Raw genomic sequence first — 17,061 nt, forward strand, 5'->3', positions numbered from 1 at the left:
GGGAATACGGTCCGCCTCCTTGGGCCCGTCATTTTATATAGTGAAAAGCGATCTCACAACGGGATTTTGGGTGGGAGTGCTATGCACATTCGCTACAATATTCCACCGTCCTGTCACGGCACCATCGGGCTTGCCCCATATTTTTCCATCGCCGCTGCCGTGTCCGAGCCCGCCAAGCCACGTAATTCCGCTGATTCCGGCGCAAAATTATCCGAATTTGATCTCATTCGGCGCTATTTCACGCGTCCGACGCCAAAAGCGACACTCGGCGTCGGCGATGATTGCGCATTGCTCGCGCCCCGCCCCGGGCACGAATTGGCGATCTCCAGCGACATGCTGGTCGCCGGGCGGCACTTTTTTCCAAATGCGGAGCCGCGTGCACTTGGACATAAGGCTCTGGCTGTCAACCTGTCGGATCTGGCTGCCATGGGTGCGGAGCCCCGCGCATTTACGCTGGCCGTGGCGCTGCCAGAAGCCAACGCGGTCTGGCTCAAACCCTTTTCTGAAGGCCTGCTCGCCCTCGCCGATGCCTTTCACTGTGAACTCATTGGGGGGGACACCACGCGCGGGCCGCTCACGCTCAGTTTGACCGTCTTTGGCGACGTCCCCGCCGCTGCGGCACTACGCCGCGACGCTGCCCGCCCGGGCGATGACCTTTGGGTCTCGGGCACCGTCGGTGACGCCCGGCTGGCGCTGGGCGCCCTGCGCAACGAGTGGACGCTCGCGCCAGAGGCGCTCGCGCTGGTGCAGCCGCGCATGGACATGCCCACGCCGCGCGTTGCGCTCGGCGTGGCATTGCGCGGTGTCGCCCGGGCGGCGCTCGACGTCTCGGACGGCTTGTTGGGTGACCTTGGCCACATCCTCGCCCAGTCCCGCGTCGGGGCAACAATCATGGTCGACGATGTTCCGCGCTCAGCCACGCTTGCGGCGCAATCCGCCGCGCTTCAGCTGCAATGCACGCTGGCGGGCGGCGACGACTACGAACTTTGCTTCACTGCGCCTGCCGATGCGCGCGACGCTGTGGTTGCCGCGGGCCAGCGTGCAGGTGTGGCCGTCACGCGCATCGGCCGCATCGATGCTGAAACGGGCTTGCGGCTCGTGGATGCCCAAGGTGCCCCCGTCCTGTTCACGCACAGCAGCTTCGACCATTTCTCTTCCGCCTCATGATGTCTTCCGCCCCCTTCCCACCCTCCAATCCACCGGGCCAGCCTGAAACTGTCGTTCTGGAAGCGGGCCAGACCATGCAGGTGCGGCGCCCTACGGCGCGCTTCATGTTCGGCCATCCGGCACGCATCCTGGCGCTGGGCTTCGGCTCGGGCTTATCGCCCATCCTGCCGGGTACGGTCGGTACGCTGTACGCTTGGCTGATCTACGTGGTGTTTGCGCGCTGGATTTCGGGACCGACTTGGCTGCTGATCGCGGCGGTTGGCTTCGTGATCGGCATCTGGGCATGCGCCCGCACCGCACGCGATCTGGGTGTGGCCGATCACGGCGCCATGGTGTGGGACGAGATGGTCGCGTTCTGGATCGTGCTGGCTTTCGTCACGCCGACCACGTTGGGCGGGCAGTTTGCCGCGTTCCTCTGGTTCCGCTTCTTCGACATGGTCAAGCCGGCACCCATCCGCTATTACGATCGCACGCTTAAGGGCTTTGGCCTGCGCGGCGGCTATGGCGTGATGGTCGATGACATTCTCGCGGCGTTCTACACGCTGCTCGTGTTTGCGCTGTGGCGCTCGTTTTGACGTCTGACGTCAGAAGCTTGGAAGGTACTGCAATGGCTGAATCCCGCGCGCTGGCCCAACTGGCCGAACTGGTGGCTGACACGTTGAACAAGCGCAGCCTGATGATGGCGTCCGCCGAGTCGTGCACAGGCGGCCTGGTGTCTGCCGCCATCACCGATGTATCAGGCTCGTCCGCGTGGTTCGAGCGCGGCTTCGTCGTCTACTCCAACGAAGCGAAATCGCAGATGTTGGGCGTGCCGGCAGCGCTGATCCGCGAACATGGCGCCGTGAGCGAGCCGGTGGCGCATGCCATGGCCGAGGGCGCCGTGCTCAACAGCCGCGCGCAGGTGGCGGTGGCGATTACCGGCGTAGCGGGCCCGACCGGCGGCACGCCTGACAAGCCCGTCGGCATGGTCTGCTTCGGCTGGAGCAACCGGCTGCAGACGCGCGTGGAAACGCGCCACTTCAAGGGTGACCGCAAGCAGGTTCGCCTGCAGGCAGCGGAGCACGCGCTGCGCGGCCTGCTCGACTTCCTCGACTCGGCGGAGTCCTGATCTAGATCTCGCTGGGATGGTCGGGCCGGCGACGATCTCCGTGATCGTGTTCCGGCTGGTGCTCGTGGTCGTGCTCGTGCCGACGGTCGCGATCGTGATCGCGGCGCGTCGTCTCGTGCTGGTGGGTGTCGTCGCGCTCTTTCTCGACCTTGCGGTCCGGGTCCTTGCCAGTCTCTTCCCGGTGCGTACCGGCAACGGGGCCGTGCGGATGCGTGGTCATGGCGTCCTCGCTCTCGCCGCAACCGGACCGACAGTGCCGATCAGGTGCGGAACTGGTTGATCTGATTGCGTGTGGCCTCCGCCACGCGGCGGGCGGCATCGGCGAAATCGCTGTCGGTGCTGGCGTAAAGAATGGCCCGGGACGAGTTGATCATCATGCCCGTGCCATCGGCCGTGCGGCCAGCGCGCACCGTGGCTTCGATGTCGCCGCCCTGGGCGCCCACGCCCGGAATCAGCAACGGCATGTCGCCGACAATTTCACGCACCTTGGCAATTTCTTCCGGGAAGGTTGCGCCCACCACCAGGCCCATCTGGCCGCTGGTATTCCACACATCGCGCGCGCGTTCAGCCACGACCTGATAGACCGGGCGGCCGTCGGTTTCCAGAAACTGCACGTCGCTGCCGCCGGCGTTGGAGGTGCGGCACAGCACGATCACGCCCTTGTCGGCATGCGCCAGATACGGCTGCATCGAGTCGAAACCCATGTACGGGCTGACGGTGATGGCGTCGGCCTGATAGCGCTCGAAGGCTTCCTTGGCGTAGTGCTCGGCAGTCGAGCCGATATCGCCGCGCTTGGCATCAAGAATGACGGGGATGCCCGGATACGCCTCGTGGATGTAATTGATCAGCTGCTCGAGCTGGTCTTCGGCGCGCTGCGAGGCGAAGTAGGCGATCTGCGGTTTGAAAGCGCAGACCAGATCGGCGGTCGCGTCCACAATCGCGCGGCAGAACGAAAAGATCGCCCCGCCCGTGCCGGTCAGCGATGCCGGCAAGCGCGCGGGGTCAGGATCGAGGCCAACGCACAGCAAGGAATTGTTGCGTTGCCAGGCGGCAGCGAGTTGTTCGGTAAATCGCATGGTGTCGGGAATGTGAGGGCGGCCGGACGGCCGCATGACTTGCCTTCATTTTACCCGTCGGGCGGCCCGGTGGCGGGATCTTCCGGACGTGGCATCGACCCCACGCGTGCTCGCCAAGCCACCGTTTGTGGCTGAACCCATCGCCTCTTTACGCTACACTCGGCGCGATTTTTCGCCGCCCGTTCAACGCCTGCTTCAAGGAAACGCCCCATGATCAACCTGTTCGTCGTGCAAAAAGGTCGTCTCGCGCAGGAACAGGTCGAAGAACGCAACGAGCTGCTGCAGCACAAGCCGATCTGGATCGACGTGATCGACCCCGACGACGAAGAGCTGGCGTGGATCAAGGAAACCTATGGCGTGGTCCTGCCCGAGCTGGAGCAACTGGGGGACCTGGAAGCCTCGGCCCGCTACTTCGAAGGTGAAGACGGCCACATCCACATCCGCACGGATTTCCTGCTCGACGAAGAAACCACTTCGCGCAACGTGCGCGTGGCGTTCGTGCTGACCAAGGATGTGCTCTTCTCCATCCACGACGAAGACTTGCCGGCATTCCGGCTGGTGCGCATGCGTGCGCGGCTTCGCCCCGGCTCGGTACGCAACGCCAAGGATGTGCTGATGGATCTGTACGCCACCGACGCGGAATACTCGGCCGACTCCATCGAAGAAGTCTACGAACGCCTCGAAGATGCCAGCAAACGTGTGCTGGCGGATGAGGTGACCGACGCAGCCGCCGCCGATGTGCTGGAAATCATCGCCCGCGTGGAAGACTTGAACGGCCGGATCCGCCGCAACGTGATGGATACGCGCCGCGCCGTGTCGTTCCTGCTGCGCAGCCAGTTGCTCTCGGCGGACCAACAAGACGAAGCGCGCCAGGTGCTGCGCGACATCGATTCCATCGAGAACCACACGGCGTTCCTGTCGGACAAGGTCAACTTCCTGATGGATGCCACAGTCGGCTTCATCAACATCAACCAAAACAAGATCATCAAGCTGTTCTCGGTTGTGTCGGTGGCGCTGATGCCGCCCACGCTGATCGCCTCGATCTACGGCATGAACTTCAAGGTGATGCCGGAGCTGGACTGGGCTGAAGGCTATCCGTACGCGATCGTGATGATGGTGGTGTCGGCGGCGATTCCGCTGGTGTACTTCCGCCGCAAGGGCTGGCTGAAGTAGCTCGCCGCGAGTTCAATCCGGCAGCGTGGCCGAGCCCATGCGGTTGGCGATCACCGTGGCCTTGCGCGTGAAGTTGACGTGCACGTTGGCGCAATAGCTCTTCTTGTCGAAGCACTTCGGCGCGGGTAGCGCCGCCGCCAGTCGCGCTGCCTGACCGACCGTAAGTTGCGAGGCCGGGCGTTTGAAGTAATGCTGCGCCGCCGCTTCCGCACCAAACACACCCTCGCCCCACTCCACCGAGTTCAGATAGATCTCGAGAATGCGCTCCTTGTCGAGCCAGAACTCAAGCATCCACGTGATGACGAGTTCTTCGCCCTTGCGCACGTAGTGGCGCTCACCCGAGAGGAACAGGTTTTTGGCGAGTTGCTGCGTGATGGTCGAGCCGCCCGCGACCACGTGGCCGCGTCGCTTGTTCTTCTCCCACGCGTCGAGCATGGCGTCTACTTCCCAGCCGCTGTGCGAGACGAAATCTGCGTCTTCACTGGCGATGACCGCACGCTTGAGGTTGCGCGAGATCTGGTCGTAATTGACCCAGCGGTGATCCACCTTGCAGGTGAAGACATTGGCGCCGCACAGGCGCATGCGCTCGGCGCGCATGAAGCTGGTCGACGACGGATCGAACACCTGCCAGCTCGCGATGGCAGCAAAGAAATACAAGTTGAGCGCGATCACGCCCGCGACGAAGCAACCGATCACGTAGCCGAACCAACGCGTCATTGCAGGGCTTCCTTCGCTCCAGGTTCAGCGAGGCGCGCGCGCCGCAACCGCGGCTTCGCCCTGCAGCGCCTCGCGCATGGCGAGCAGTACCGGGGCGGTGTCCGGGCGCACGTCGCGCCAGACGAAGAACGATTCCGCGGCCTGCTCCACCAGCATGCCCAGGCCATCCCATGCGCGCGCGCCGTTGCGCCGGGCAAACTCCATGAACACCGTCGGCCGCTGGCCGTACATCATGTCGTAGGCCAGCGCGTTGGGGCCGAACACGGTGGTCGGGATGGGCGGCACTTCGGCCTGCAGGCTGCTCGCCGTGGCGTTGATGATGACGTCGAAAACGTCGTCCGCGGCCAGTTCGTCATAGCCGCCGCCCACGAGTTCGACCTCGTGCAGCTTGGCCGAAACTTCGAAGCGATCGACCAGCTTGTTGGCGCGATCCGCTGTGCGGTTGGCCAGGAACACGCGCGCAGGCTTGTGCTCCAGCAGTGGCAGCAGCACGCCACGCGCTGCGCCGCCTGCGCCCAGCAGCAGCACGCGTTCGCCCTCCAGCGCATTGCCGATGTTGTGGGTGATGTCGCGCATCAGGCCAACGCCGTCGGTGTTGTCGCCAAAAATTTCTTCGCCGTCGAACTTCAGCGTGTTGACCGCACCGGCCGATTCCGCCCGCAGCGACAGCGACGTCGACATGGCATACGCATCGAGCTTGAACGGCACGGTGACGTTGAGCCCCCGCCCGCCTTCGCGCACGAACGTCATCACGGTTTCATCAAACGCGATCAACTCGGCGTAGATGCGGTCGTAGCGGATGAGCTGCCCCGTCTGCTGCGCAAATGCGGCATGGATGGTGGGCGACTTGCTGTGCGCGATCGGGTTGCCAATCACGCCATAGCGATCTGTGCGTGGCGCGCTCGCGGCTGCGAGGATGGCCTCTTGAAACGACGACGGCATGGGCGACGAAATCAGCGGGTCTGCAGGTGGGTTTCCAGACCTGCGCGGGTGAACTTGAACGTGGCAACGACATCCTGGATGTCCACGCGCTTGCGCATCTCGGCCGGGAAGCCACCAAATGGTGAAGACGAACGCACGATGGCAACGGCCTGGCGATCCAGCGCGGGGTTGCCCGAGCTTTTTGCGATCTCGATGCCTTCGATCTTGTAGCCGTCCTGGTTGTAGCCGAGCTGACCATCGCGGTTGATACTGATCACGACGATCAGCTCGCCGTAAAGCGGGCGGCCGTTCTGGCTGGGAAAGTTTGCGGTGCCGCGCGCTTCGATCTTGCGGCGCACGGCATCGTAGTAACGGGCGTAATCCACCTGGCGGGCACTCGCGGCTGTCAGCACATTGCGACGCGGGCGCTTGGCGTAGTTCTCGAGGTTGCGGTCGATTTCGGCTTGCAGGCGCGCAATTTCATCCTGCGTGGTGCGGTCGTCGGTGCCGTTGTTGGGCGATGGCTGCGGACGCTCGCCCGGCTTGACCTGCCGATCGTTGACCAGCGGTGCACGCTCGGTCGATTGCGTGAGCAGGCGACGCTGCTCCTGCTCAAGATATTCGACACGGCGCTGCGTGAGCTTGATGGCATCGCCGGTCTGCTCGTTGGTGTCGGCGGGCAGCGGCGTGGTGGCGCGCTGCTGGTCGTATTCGCCGCCGCCGTTCAGGTTGACCTGCGCCACGGCAGTCGCCTTGGACGGCGCCGTCGACGACTTGGCGTTGACGAGCACCACATCGAGGCCCGGATCTTCGCGCTTGATATCGAACGCCTCGGGGGCCACCACGCGCACGAACAGCAGCAAGACATGCACGGCCAACGACACCACCAGAGCCTTGGTAAGCGTGCTGCTGCCGGACCAGTCCGGACGGTTTGCGAGGGCGGCCATGGGGCGATTCCTGGTCGATGCGCGAAGCGTGAAGGTCAGACTGCGATTGTAGTTAGGCAGCGGTGGGCGTTCCACCGGTCTCGCCGTCCTGCGGCGGCGGCGCCACAGCGGCGTCGGCTTCAGCGCGTGCCTCTTCCCCATCGGCGGCCGGTTGTGGTTCAGCCGGCACATCGGCTTCGCTCTCTGCCTCGGCCAGTTCTTCTTCGATGGCTTCGGCTTCCGATTGCGCGTCCGCGGCGGGGGCGAGGATCTCGACCACGCGGCATGACACTTCAAGGCTGATCTCGTCGGTGTCCAGGATATCGAGCACGACGTGCGTGCCGCGTGGCGTTTGCGCCAGTTCCGGCACCTTCGTCACCAGCGGAATGTCGGCGAAGCGCACGGCGCCTTCCTTGAGCACCACGGCCTGCATGCGCGTGCGGTTTTCCTGCTTGAGCCAGCGCAGGCACCAGTAGCGCTCCATGGTCGACTGGTGGTCGGCATAGGCAGCGTAAGTGGCTTCGAAGTCGGCCACGGCAGCCAGAAGGTCGGCATCTTTCGGCTTGAACGGCGCGATCAGCTTGGCCGTCACGCCATGCTGCGCCACCGCTGCGATCTGCCATTGATTGACCAGATCGACATAGCGGCGCAGCGGCGAGGTGCTCCACGCATACTGCGCCACGCCCAGACCTTCATGCGGCGCCGGATACGTCTGCATGCGCGTGCGGTGCATACCCCACGCTTTCTGCGTGCGATAGATGCCGGGCACCCCCGCGTCGGCCAGCATGCGACCCCACGTGCTGTTGGCCAGGATCATCAGCTCGGCGACGATCTTGTCCAGCGGCGAGCCGCGCTTGCGCTGTTCGATCCGCACACGCTCGCCACCGCCTTCCGCCTCGGGAATGGGATCGATGTAGAACGAATAATCGCCCTTCTGCGCGCCCTCCGGCTTGAGGCCGCTGGCGATGCGGGCCTGCTGGCGGCCGTCGTACAACGCGCACACAAATGGCCACAGCACCGCCAGTTCGGCCTTGAACGGGTAGTCGCCCGAGCCATCGGCGAGCGCGTCGGCGGTGATCACGTCGTCGAGCAGGTTGTGGCGCAGGTTGGCCGCCACGGTCACGGTTTCGCAGCGCGTCTCGCTCGCGGTGACCGCCCACGTTGCACGGTCGACCGTCACATACAGCGACAGCGCTGGGCACGCGCGCCCTTCCTGCAGCGTGTAGCGATCCACCACCGACTCCGGCAACATCGTGATCTTGTCGCCGGGGAAATACACGGTCGACAAACGCTGGCGCGCAATCACGTCCAGCGGTTCGCCGCGCTGGATACCGAAGCCCGGCGCGGCAATATGGATGCCGATGCGCACGGTGGCGTCATCAATGGGCGTGACAGAGATGGCGTCGTCGATTTCCGTGGTGGTCACGTCGTCGATCGAGAAGGCACGCACGTCTGCGGCCGGCAGTTCCATTGCCGGTTCCGGCACGGTCACTTCGGGAAAACCGGTGCCCTTCGGGAAACATTCCGAGAGGAAGCGGGCCTCGTGCAGCGCGCGGGCGTTGGCGATGCCGCCGACCGCCACCATCAGGCGCATCGGCGACAGGCCCAGCGCGGTGCACGCCGCGTCGAGCGCCTTGTATTCGAGACTGTTCTTGTCCGGCTTGAACAGCAGCTGCAGCGTCTTGCCGCGGAAGGCCTCGGGCAGGCGCATCGCCTTCAGCTCGGCTTCGTATTCGGCCTGCAGGGCGGCTTGCTGCTTCTTGCGCTCCAAACCTGCAAGCGCGGCCTTCAGCTGGTCTTCGGGCGCGCGCTGATAGCGGCCGCGGCCCTTGCGGCGGAAGTAGATCGGCGAGCCATGCAGCGCGATGGCCAGCGCGGCCTGCTGCGTGGCATTGGCGCCGGCGCCAAAGTATTCGCCGGCCAGATCGGTAAAGCCGAATTCTTCGGCCGAAGCGCATTCCCACAGAAAATCGAGGTCGATCTCCGCCGACAGCGCCTGGGCTGCCTGCGACAACTCGCCGGCAGACGGCTGCGCGAATTGCAGCAACACGTCGCGCGACTTGACCTTGGTGCGCTTGGCGCTCGGCAACTCGACCTGATAGGCCTCGCCCTGTTGGGACAAGACGGTGCCCGCGCGGATCTCGCCGCCTTCTTCGAACAGCAACTGCATGGAATTGTCTGGATTGCAGCACTCGCCCGTGCGAGCACCGCTTTGAATGAAGTGGAATGGCCGCCCATCCTGACGACATCACGCCAGGCGCGGCGATAAAAAGTTGGGGGCGATGATACCGCACTGGCCGGGCGCTCGGACCGCCAAATACGCTTACCGCGGCGGGTGAAAACCAGCCAGCGCCGGCAGGAAAACCTCTGTCACCAGCATCGCGCTCGCGCCGCGCCGGAACACCGATCGGCGGGCCGGCAATCGGGCCGTGCCGGCAACCGGCGCATCGCCCAGCGCGTCGTGTGCCCGGCGGACCAGCGGGTGGCGCGCGTCCAGCAGAGCGAATTCGAAATCCCCTCGCTGTACACGTGGATCGGCAAACAGCGAGTGCCCCAACGGCTGCGCCCCCAGCGCTTTCAGGAACGGCCAGTCCAGCGCCACACTGCGCGGATGCACAATCGTGTGGGCATAAACCACTGGAGTATCGTCGCAGATCAGCAAAACCTCGCGAACCAGCGTCTCGGCAGGCCCGGGCATGCCGAGACAACGCCACTCATCGCGCAACGGCATGGCGCGCTGTTGGCCCAGCAATTGCACCCGAAAGCGGGAAGATGCCGCGCGAAGCCGCGCGGTCAGCGAATCCGCGCCCACCGCCCAGCGCGCCCAGTGCCGGTCATAGACGACACAAGGCGGCAGCGCGCTGCGCCACAGGCTGCGCGGGTAAGACGGAGATTCGGTCATGCGGCGCTAAACGGATGCGCAGCCAACAGATCGGCGGGAACACCACAGAAAATGAGCACTTCATCCATGTACTGCGCAAAATCACTGATGCCGTGGTCGCCACCTTCAATGATGCGGGTGACCGCGCCAGGAAAGTGGCCGAGCATTTCGCGGTAGTCCAGCACTTCATCGCCGGTCGCGGCAAGCAGGTAATAGCGCTCCGACTGCGTGATGGCGGGCACGGCCAGCGCGCGCAGCTCATCCAGATGATGCCGCTCCACGCGGATCGTGCCGCCACCATGCCACAACGGCTGTTCTCCTACATATTTGGCGAGATCCCGCTCGGGGCGCGTGGCCGGATTCAGCATGGCCGCGCGCAGTCCATGGCGCTCTGCCAGCCAGATCGCGTAAAAGCCTCCCAACGAGGAGCCGATCAGTACCGGTTTGATGCCGTCACGCGTACTCAACTCCGCGATCACCGCCTCCGTATCGTCCACGGCTTCCCGCGGCGAGACGGGCAGCGCGGGGCAAACGTACTTGTCCGGCAGTCCCACGGAAGCCATGCGCTGGCCGATCAACTGAGCTTTGAACGAGCGCGGCGACGAGCGGAATCCGTGCAAATAGACGATGGATGCCGGCATATCCGGATCAGTTCGCGGAGCCCACGTGTTGCGCCAGGGCGTCGAGCAGCTTTTGATGTACACCGCCGAAGCCGCCGTTGCTCATGACAAGCACATGGTCGCCTGGGCGGGCGGCAGCCGTTACGGCGTCAACTAGCGCGTTCAAGTCAGAGAATGCTTTCGCGCACTGGCCGAGAGGCGCCAGCGCGCCCGCCAGATCCCACCCGATCGCGTCGCGCCCATTGGCGGCGCCGTAAGCAAAGATTTGGTCCGCTCCGGAGAGGCTGTCCGGAAGCGCCTGCTTCATCACACCCAGTTTCATGGTGTTGGATCGCGGCTCCAGCACAGCCAGAATGCGTCCTTCGCCAACGCGGCGGCGCAGGCCTTCGATGGTCGTGCGAATGGCCGTGGGGTGATGGGCAAAATCATCGTAGACCGTTACATCGTTGACGGTGCCGCGTACCTCCATGCGGCGTTTCACATTCTCGAAACGGGCCAGGCTTTCAATGGCTTGAGCGGGTGGCACACCGACATGCCGTGCGGCGGCGATGGCCGCCACCGCATTCATGCGATTGTGGTCCCCTTGAAGCGCCCAGCGGACACGGCCTAGCGGTTGTCCGTTGAACACCACGTCGAAGCTATCGTCACCACCGAGGTTTGCAATTTTCCAGCCGAGGCCACCTTCGGCGCCGAATCGCTCGACTTCCGACCAGCATCCGCGCTCAAGTACACGCTTCAAGCTGTCTTCGCGTCCATTGACGAGTAGGCGGCCTTGACCGGGCACCGTGCGCACGAGGTGGTGAAATTGCGTTTCGATCGCCGCAAGATCGGGAAAGATATCGGCATGATCGAATTCCAGGTTGTTCAATATGGCCGTACGGGGACGGTAGTGAACGAACTTGCTGCGTTTATCAAAAAAGGCCGTGTCGTACTCGTCGGCCTCAATGACGAAGAAATCGGATTCGGTCAGCCGCGCCGACAGCCCGAAGTTGCGCGGTACACCGCCCACCAGGAAGCCAGGGTTGTAGCCAGCGTCCTGGAGAATCCAGGCGAGCATCGACGTGGTGGTCGTCTTGCCGTGCGTGCCTGCCACGGCAAGCACCCATTTCTGGCGAAGTACGTTGTCACCCAACCATTGCGGGCCGGAAATGTAGGGCAGATTTCGATCCAGGATGGCTTCCATCAGCGGATTGCCGCGGGAGATCACGTTGCCGATCACATAGAGATCGGCGCCGATGGACAGCTGTTCGGGGTCAAAGCCTTCGATCAGCTGGATGCCTTGCGCTTCGAGCTGGGTGCTCATCGGTGGGTAGACATTGGCGTCGCAGCCGGTGACGCGGTGGCCAGCCTGGCGGGCAATCAGGGCGATGCCGCCCATGAAGGTGCCGCAGATTCCAAGGATGTGGATATGCATGGGAGCCATCTCAACTTCGTTGCGCCGCATTGTACCTGCGGCTACAGGCAGGCCCGCGCGCTTCAGTAAAATAGAGCCATGTCAAAACGCTCCGCCCTCGATCCTGCCCGCGTGCGGGAGGAAATTGCTGTCACCGCCGCCCGCATGATCGCGGAAGACGGCGCCGACTACGCCACCGCCAAGCGCAAGGCTGCCCGCCAAGTGCTTGGGACGGAATCCCGCGCGCCCGGCGAATGGTTGCCGGACAACGAACAGGTCGAAACGGAAGTCCGCGAATACCAGGCACTGTTCCAGGCCGAATCTCAGCCGCGCGTACTGGCATTGCTGCGTCGCATAGCGCTGCTGCTCATGGACGGGCTGGCTGTCCACAACCCGTACCTGGCCGGTGCCGTCTTCAATGGGACCGCAAGCGAGCACTCTGACATCCACCTGCAGGTCTTCTGCGACAGCCCGAAGGACGTGGCAATCTTCCTGCTCAACGCCGGCGTGGAGTTCGACACCACGGAAAGCGCCCACTTTGCCGGCCGCGATGAGGTGGAAACGCTCAGCTTCCTATGGCGCGGCCAATGGCCCGCAGGAGCCGATTCCCGCGAACTGGCGCGCGAGCTGCGCGCCGAAACAGGCACGCCGGTCGGCGTCCATATCGCCCTGTATGACATGAACGATGTGCGCGGTGCGCGGCGCGCTGACGCCACCGGCAAGACCCAGCGGGGCGACGCTGCGGCCGTGCGTGCCCTCCTGTCGCAGGGGTGATCCGCCGACAGGAGTACAATCCGGCACGCCTCGCCACGCTCTATATATAGAGACCCCGCAAACCATGTCGCGCCGCACCCCACTGATTGCCCTATTGATCGCCGCCCTGGTCGCCGCGGCGGCGGGCGTCTATTTCGGACATCGCGCCACCGAGCCCAAAACCCCAGCTGACAGCGCCGTGGCGGCGTTTTACGGAAGCAAGCTGCCCGACCCCAATGGGGTGCCCCTTGATCTGACCGCTTTTCGGGGGCAGCCCGTGGTGATCAATTTTTGGGCACCGTGGTGCGGTCCTTGCGTCGAGGAAATGCCAGAACTGTCTGCGCTGGCGCAAGAAGAGAAGGCCAACGCAAAGTTTGTCGGCATCGGCATCGACTCTGCGTCCAATATCCAGACGTTCCTGGGCAAGGTGCACGTCACATATCCGATTGCCGTGGCGGGCTTTGGCGGGACCGAGTTGGGTCGTCAGTTCGGCAACGAAGTCGGCGGCCTTCCGTTTACTGTGATTCTCAATTCACATGGAGAAATCACGTTCCGGAAGATGGGCCGTGTGCATGCGGACGAAATACGGGAAGCGCTGCAGCGCACGTGAATGTGGAAAAGCGTCATATGACGTTCATGTGCACGCAACTCCCCTTCTTCTTCGGCAAAAGCGCCGACAGCGCGCGCAAGATCGGGGAAAACACCGATTTGTTGTGAGTTTTTCAGCAAAAACTAGACAAAGCATTCTAAGTTGCTGTAAATTGCGCCCAACTTCGCTCAACCGGTCCAACCGTGGCTGATCAATCCATCGCCAAAGCGCTTCGCAACGTGCTCGTGCTGCACGGCCCGAATCTCAATTTGCTGGGAACGCGCGAGCCGGAAGTCTATGGTGCAACCACCCTCGCCGACATCAATGCCGCCTTGGCCGAACGCGCCGCGGCACGCGGCGTGACGCTGGCGCACTTCCAGTCGAACCACGAAGGTGCGTTGGTGGATCGCATCCACGCCGCCAAGAGCGAAGGCGTTGAATTCATCATCATCAATCCGGCCGCCTACACGCACACAAGTGTGGCGCTACGCGATGCGCTGGCCGGCGTGGTGATTCCGTATATCGAAGTCCATCTGTCCAACGTCCACCGTCGTGAGCCGTTCCGCCACCATTCGTACTTGGCGGACCAGGCCGTGGGGGTCATTTGCGGGCTGGGCTGGCGCGGCTATCTGGCGGCGCTGGACTTCGCAATCGATCGACACGGCGGCTAACCGGCCGTCTTCTTCCTTTTATTTCAACCACTTAACCAACGCAACGACGCCAGCGCCTGGAGCGCCTTTGACCGATGCGCGGCTGAAGAGCCATTCGCACGCATCCACCGCCCCAGATCGCCGACGCTGCAGGAGAACGTTCATGGATTTGCGCAAGCTGAAAACGCTGATCGACCTGGTGGCCGAATCGGGCATTTCGGAACTCGAAGTGACCGAGGGTGAAGGCAAGGTACGCATCGTCAAGTCGGCACCGCAAGTGGTGGCCCCGATGCAATATGCGCCGATGCCGATGCAGGCTGCACCGGCTATGGGAGCACCCGCCGCAGCGGCGCCGGCAGCCGTCGGCGCCGAGGCTGCCGCCCCGGCCCTGCCGGCTGGACACATCGTGACGTCACCGATGGTCGGCACGTTCTACCGCTCGCCGTCGCCGGGCGCAGCCGAGTTCGTCAAGGTGGGCGACACCGTCAAGGAAGGGCAGACCATCTGCATCATCGAAGCGATGAAGCTGCTCAACGAGATCGAAGCGGACAAGGCCGGCGTCATCAAGGAAATCCTGATCGAGAACGGTCAGGCTGTGGAATACGGCCAACCGCTGTTCGTCATCGGCTGATCCTCCGGCATCCCACCCTCACCGTGCGGCGCGCAGCGTGCCGCATCCGAGCGCGAGCCGGCGCACAAGGGCTGCCACTGAGCGCGGCCCGGCCACAGCGCCCTCGCCTCTCCTTTTTGTAGCGAGAACACGATGTTCGACAAGATCCTGATCGCGAATCGCGGCGAGATCGCTCTTCGCATCCAGCGCGCCTGCCGCGAACTCGGCATCAAGACCGTGGTGGTCTATTCCGAGGCGGACAAGGAAGCCAAATACGTCAAGCTGGCCGACGAAGCCGTGTGTATCGGCCCGGCACCGTCGCCGCTGTCGTACCTGAACATGCCGGCGATCATCTCGGCCGCCGAGGTGACCGATGCGCAAGCCATCCACCCGGGCTACGGCTTCCTGTCGGAAAACGCCGACTTTGCCGAGCGCGTGGAGCAATCCGGCTTCACTTTCATCGGCCCGACGCCCGAATCGATTCGCCTGATGGGCGACAAGGTTTCGGCCAAGCAGGCGATGATCAAGTCCGGCGTACCGTGCGTGCCGGGCTCGGAAGGCGCCCTGCCAGAAGACCCGAAGGAAATTCTGGCAACGGCCAAGAAGGTCGGCTATCCGGTGATCATCAAGGCAGCCGGCGGCGGCGGTGGCCGTGGCATGCGCGTGGTGCACACCGAGGCTGCGCTGATCAACGCCGTCAACATGACGCGCGAGGAAGCCGGCCGCGCCTTCGGCAATCCGGAAGTCTATATGGAGAAGTTCCTGGAGCATCCGCGCCACGTGGAAATCCAGGTCCTGGCGGACCAGCACCGCAACGCTGTCTGGCTGGGCGAGCGCGATTGCTCCATGCAGCGCCGCCACCAGAAGGTGATCGAGGAAGCGCCGGCACCGCACATTCCGCGTCGCCTGATCGAACGCATTGGCGACCGCTGCGCCGAGGCCTGCAAGAAGATCGGCTATCGCGGCGCCGGCACGTTCGAGTTCCTGTATGAGAACGGCGAGTTCTACTTCATCGAAATGAACACGCGCGTGCAGGTCGAGCATCCGGTCACGGAAATGATCACGGGCGTTGACATCGTGCAGGAGCAGATCCGCGTGGCGGCCGGCGAAAAGCTGCGCTTCCGCCAGAAGGACATCACGCTCAAGGGCCACGCCATCGAGTGCCGCATCAACGCGGAAGATCCGTTCAAGTTCACGCCGTCGCCGGGCCGCATCACGTCGTGGCATGTGCCGGGGGGCCCGGGCGTCCGCGTGGATTCGCATGCCTACAACGGCTACTTCGTGCCGCCCAATTACGACTCGATGATCGGCAAGGTCATCACGTACGGCGCGACACGCGAGCAGGCCATCGCCCGCATGCGCATCGCCCTGTCGGAAATGGTGGTGGAAGGCATCCAGACCAACGTGCCGCTGCACCGCGATCTGATGCTCGACGCCAACTTCGTTGAAGGCGGCACCGACATCCACTACCTGGAGCACCGTTTGGCGCAACAGGAAGTGGCCAAGGGTGGCGGCAAGTGACGTACCGGGAATGCGTGCTCGAAGTGGCGCGTGACGACGCCGAAGCGTTGTCCGAAGCACTGTTTGATCTTGGCGCGCTGTCGGTCTCGGTGGAAGACGCCGATGCCGACACGCCCGAAGAGCAGCCGCTTTTTGGCGAGCCCGGCCACGAACCGACACGCCTGGCTTGGAACCGCTCGCGCGTGGTTGCCCTGCTCGCAGAGGATGCCGATCCGGCATTGCTGGTGGCCGCCGCAGCCAACGAGATCAACCTGGCGCCGCTGCCTGCGTACACCGTGCGCGAAGTCGAAGAGCAGGACTGGGTGCGCGTCACGCAATCGCAGTTCGAGCCCATCCACATCGGCGAGCACATCTGGGTCGTGCCCTCGTGGCATGACGCACCAGAGCCCGACGCCGTGGTGCTGGAGTTGGACCCCGGCCTTGCCTTCGGCACCGGCAGCCACCCGACCACGCGCTTGTGCATGGAATGGCTGGAGCAGCACGTGCAACCCGGCGAGCGCACGCTCGACTACGGCTGTGGCTCGGGCATCCTGGCCATCGTCGCGAAAAAGCTCGGCGCCGGCGAAACCGTCGGTGTTGACATCGACCCGAACGCCGTCGAAGCCTCGCGCTACAACGCCGAGCGCAACCACGTCGAAGCCACGTTTGCCCTGCCCGACGATGCTCCGGAAGGCACGTTCGATCTGGTCGTCGCCAACATCCTGTCGAACCCGCTCAAGTTGATGGCAGCCATGCTGTGCGCACGCGTGCGGCCGGGCGGCCGGCTGATTCTGTCAGGCGTGCTTGAGCGCCAAGCCGAAGAAGTTGCCGCTGCGTACGCGTCCGCCATTCCGCTTACCGTGTGGTGTGCACGTGACGGCTGGGTCTGCCTGCATGGTGTGAAGCCGACGTAATTTCATTGCATTGCGCGCCAGTGCCCCCTGCAAAGGTCGACGCTGGCGCCTCTGTCTGCAATA

Annotated in this window: 19 protein-coding genes; 10 read left to right on the top strand and 9 right to left on the bottom strand. The window is 64.0% G+C overall.

Annotated elements, in window-relative coordinates; translation table 11 throughout:
• Positions 1-81: 81 nt before the first annotated feature.
• From thiL to N5B55_RS13055, 3 genes are read left to right on the top strand one after another with little or no spacing between them, the layout of a single operon-like run.
• A complete protein-coding gene (gene thiL / locus N5B55_RS13045) occupies positions 82-1,167 on the top strand; it encodes a thiamine-phosphate kinase (RefSeq protein WP_304538390.1) in 1,086 nt (361 codons plus the stop codon).
• Positions 1,164-1,742, top strand: coding sequence for a phosphatidylglycerophosphatase A family protein (locus tag N5B55_RS13050; protein ID WP_178961029.1), 579 nt, complete (start codon positions 1,164-1,166; stop codon positions 1,740-1,742). The genes thiL and N5B55_RS13050 overlap by 4 nt, the downstream gene beginning before the upstream one ends.
• Before the next feature lie 32 nt (positions 1,743-1,774).
• Positions 1,775-2,275 (top strand): CinA family protein, encoded by a 501-nt coding sequence (locus N5B55_RS13055; RefSeq protein WP_065859715.1) that lies wholly within the window; start codon positions 1,775-1,777, stop codon positions 2,273-2,275.
• A gap of 1 nt (position 2,276) precedes the next feature.
• On the opposite strand, the gene N5B55_RS13060 is transcribed toward N5B55_RS13055, so the two are convergent.
• Together N5B55_RS13060 and pyrF are read right to left on the bottom strand one after the other, a co-directional pair.
• On the bottom strand, positions 2,277-2,495 hold the full coding sequence (locus tag N5B55_RS13060; protein WP_119440509.1) for a metal transporter: 219 nt from the start codon (positions 2,493-2,495) through the stop codon (positions 2,277-2,279).
• A gap of 40 nt (positions 2,496-2,535) precedes the next feature.
• Positions 2,536-3,351 (bottom strand): orotidine-5'-phosphate decarboxylase, encoded by an 816-nt coding sequence (gene pyrF, locus N5B55_RS13065; RefSeq protein WP_009277688.1) that lies wholly within the window; start codon positions 3,349-3,351, stop codon positions 2,536-2,538.
• A gap of 210 nt (positions 3,352-3,561) precedes the next feature.
• Between pyrF and corA the strand changes: the two genes are divergently transcribed.
• Entirely contained in the window at positions 3,562-4,524 is a 963-nt protein-coding gene (gene corA / locus N5B55_RS13070; protein WP_065859717.1) for a magnesium/cobalt transporter CorA, read from the top strand.
• A gap of 12 nt (positions 4,525-4,536) precedes the next feature.
• On the opposite strand, the gene mtgA is transcribed toward corA, so the two are convergent.
• The 7 genes from mtgA to mpl all read right to left on the bottom strand — a co-directional run bounded on the left by mtgA (position 4,537) and on the right by mpl (position 12,003).
• On the bottom strand, positions 4,537-5,241 hold the full coding sequence (gene mtgA / locus N5B55_RS13075; protein WP_154208761.1) for a monofunctional biosynthetic peptidoglycan transglycosylase: 705 nt from the start codon (positions 5,239-5,241) through the stop codon (positions 4,537-4,539).
• 24 nt (positions 5,242-5,265) lie between these two features.
• A complete protein-coding gene (gene aroE, locus N5B55_RS13080) occupies positions 5,266-6,183 on the bottom strand; it encodes a shikimate dehydrogenase (protein WP_304538392.1) in 918 nt (305 codons plus the stop codon).
• 11 nt (positions 6,184-6,194) lie between these two features.
• Complete coding sequence (locus N5B55_RS13085) at positions 6,195-7,109, bottom strand: energy transducer TonB family protein (protein ID WP_178961031.1); 915 nt, start codon at positions 7,107-7,109, stop codon at positions 6,195-6,197.
• Between the two features lie 52 nt (positions 7,110-7,161).
• The gene (locus N5B55_RS13090) at positions 7,162-9,258 is read right to left on the bottom strand and encodes a ribonuclease catalytic domain-containing protein (protein ID WP_304538393.1); all 2,097 of its coding nucleotides are present in this window, start codon (positions 9,256-9,258) and stop codon (positions 7,162-7,164) included.
• Between the two features lie 153 nt (positions 9,259-9,411).
• A complete protein-coding gene (locus tag N5B55_RS13095) occupies positions 9,412-9,990 on the bottom strand; it encodes a chorismate--pyruvate lyase family protein (protein WP_304538394.1) in 579 nt (192 codons plus the stop codon).
• Positions 9,987-10,610, bottom strand: a complete 624-nt coding sequence (locus N5B55_RS13100; RefSeq protein WP_304538395.1) for a YqiA/YcfP family alpha/beta fold hydrolase — start codon at positions 10,608-10,610, stop codon at positions 9,987-9,989. Before N5B55_RS13100 ends, N5B55_RS13095 begins: the two co-directional genes overlap by 4 nt.
• Before the next feature lie 7 nt (positions 10,611-10,617).
• Positions 10,618-12,003 carry a UDP-N-acetylmuramate:L-alanyl-gamma-D-glutamyl-meso-diaminopimelate ligase gene (mpl, locus tag N5B55_RS13105; protein WP_304539794.1) on the bottom strand — a complete coding sequence of 462 codons (1,386 nt, stop codon included), beginning with the start codon at positions 12,001-12,003 and terminating at the stop codon, positions 10,618-10,620.
• 78 nt (positions 12,004-12,081) lie between these two features.
• Here mpl and N5B55_RS13110 point away from each other — a divergent pair, with 78 nt between their 5' ends.
• The 6 genes from N5B55_RS13110 (at position 12,082) to prmA (ending at position 16,998) form a co-directional block, all read left to right on the top strand.
• Positions 12,082-12,756, top strand: coding sequence for a UDP-N-acetylmuramate--alanine ligase (locus N5B55_RS13110; RefSeq protein WP_065859724.1), 675 nt, complete (start codon positions 12,082-12,084; stop codon positions 12,754-12,756).
• Between the two features lie 64 nt (positions 12,757-12,820).
• Positions 12,821-13,345, top strand: a complete 525-nt coding sequence (locus N5B55_RS13115; protein ID WP_304538396.1) for a TlpA family protein disulfide reductase — start codon at positions 12,821-12,823, stop codon at positions 13,343-13,345.
• A gap of 182 nt (positions 13,346-13,527) precedes the next feature.
• The gene (gene aroQ, locus N5B55_RS13120; RefSeq protein WP_304538397.1) at positions 13,528-13,995 is read left to right on the top strand and encodes a type II 3-dehydroquinate dehydratase; all 468 of its coding nucleotides are present in this window, start codon (positions 13,528-13,530) and stop codon (positions 13,993-13,995) included.
• Between the two features lie 142 nt (positions 13,996-14,137).
• The gene (accB, locus tag N5B55_RS13125; RefSeq protein ID WP_065859727.1) at positions 14,138-14,605 is read left to right on the top strand and encodes an acetyl-CoA carboxylase biotin carboxyl carrier protein; all 468 of its coding nucleotides are present in this window, start codon (positions 14,138-14,140) and stop codon (positions 14,603-14,605) included.
• 132 nt (positions 14,606-14,737) lie between these two features.
• Positions 14,738-16,105 (top strand): acetyl-CoA carboxylase biotin carboxylase subunit, encoded by a 1,368-nt coding sequence (gene accC, locus N5B55_RS13130; protein ID WP_009241553.1) that lies wholly within the window; start codon positions 14,738-14,740, stop codon positions 16,103-16,105.
• Positions 16,102-16,998: a 50S ribosomal protein L11 methyltransferase gene (prmA, locus tag N5B55_RS13135; RefSeq protein WP_304538398.1), complete on the top strand. Its 897-nt coding sequence runs from the start codon at positions 16,102-16,104 to the stop codon at positions 16,996-16,998. The genes accC and prmA overlap by 4 nt, the downstream gene beginning before the upstream one ends.
• The last annotated feature ends 63 nt before the right edge of the window (positions 16,999-17,061 follow it).

Origin of the sequence: Ralstonia pickettii (assembly GCF_030582395.1) — a bacterium.
Taxonomy (GTDB): domain Bacteria; phylum Pseudomonadota; class Gammaproteobacteria; order Burkholderiales; family Burkholderiaceae; genus Ralstonia; species Ralstonia pickettii_D.

Excerpts from the sequence above, each read along its gene's own strand:
- N5B55_RS13115 (WP_304538396.1), top strand. The coding sequence starts at position 12,821 with ATGTCGCGCCGCACCCCACTGATTGCCCTATTGATCGCCGCCCTGGTC.
- corA (WP_065859717.1), top strand. The coding sequence starts at position 3,562 with ATGATCAACCTGTTCGTCGTGCAAAAAGGTCGTCTCGCGCAGGAACAG.
- accB (WP_065859727.1), top strand. The coding sequence starts at position 14,138 with ATGGATTTGCGCAAGCTGAAAACGCTGATCGACCTGGTGGCCGAATCG.
- N5B55_RS13090 (WP_304538393.1), bottom strand. The coding sequence starts at position 9,258 with ATGCAGTTGCTGTTCGAAGAAGGCGGCGAGATCCGCGCGGGCACCGTC.
- N5B55_RS13050 (WP_178961029.1), top strand. The coding sequence starts at position 1,164 with ATGATGTCTTCCGCCCCCTTCCCACCCTCCAATCCACCGGGCCAGCCT.
- pyrF (WP_009277688.1), bottom strand. The coding sequence starts at position 3,351 with ATGCGATTTACCGAACAACTCGCTGCCGCCTGGCAACGCAACAATTCC.
- aroE (WP_304538392.1), bottom strand. The coding sequence starts at position 6,183 with ATGCCGTCGTCGTTTCAAGAGGCCATCCTCGCAGCCGCGAGCGCGCCA.
- N5B55_RS13100 (WP_304538395.1), bottom strand. The coding sequence starts at position 10,610 with ATGCCGGCATCCATCGTCTATTTGCACGGATTCCGCTCGTCGCCGCGC.
- thiL (WP_304538390.1), top strand. The coding sequence starts at position 82 with ATGCACATTCGCTACAATATTCCACCGTCCTGTCACGGCACCATCGGG.
- mpl (WP_304539794.1), bottom strand. The coding sequence starts at position 12,003 with ATGCATATCCACATCCTTGGAATCTGCGGCACCTTCATGGGCGGCATC.
- N5B55_RS13085 (WP_178961031.1), bottom strand. The coding sequence starts at position 7,109 with ATGGCCGCCCTCGCAAACCGTCCGGACTGGTCCGGCAGCAGCACGCTT.
- accC (WP_009241553.1), top strand. The coding sequence starts at position 14,738 with ATGTTCGACAAGATCCTGATCGCGAATCGCGGCGAGATCGCTCTTCGC.
- N5B55_RS13095 (WP_304538394.1), bottom strand. The coding sequence starts at position 9,990 with ATGACCGAATCTCCGTCTTACCCGCGCAGCCTGTGGCGCAGCGCGCTG.
- N5B55_RS13055 (WP_065859715.1), top strand. The coding sequence starts at position 1,775 with ATGGCTGAATCCCGCGCGCTGGCCCAACTGGCCGAACTGGTGGCTGAC.
- N5B55_RS13110 (WP_065859724.1), top strand. The coding sequence starts at position 12,082 with ATGTCAAAACGCTCCGCCCTCGATCCTGCCCGCGTGCGGGAGGAAATT.
- mtgA (WP_154208761.1), bottom strand. The coding sequence starts at position 5,241 with ATGACGCGTTGGTTCGGCTACGTGATCGGTTGCTTCGTCGCGGGCGTG.
- N5B55_RS13060 (WP_119440509.1), bottom strand. The coding sequence starts at position 2,495 with ATGACCACGCATCCGCACGGCCCCGTTGCCGGTACGCACCGGGAAGAG.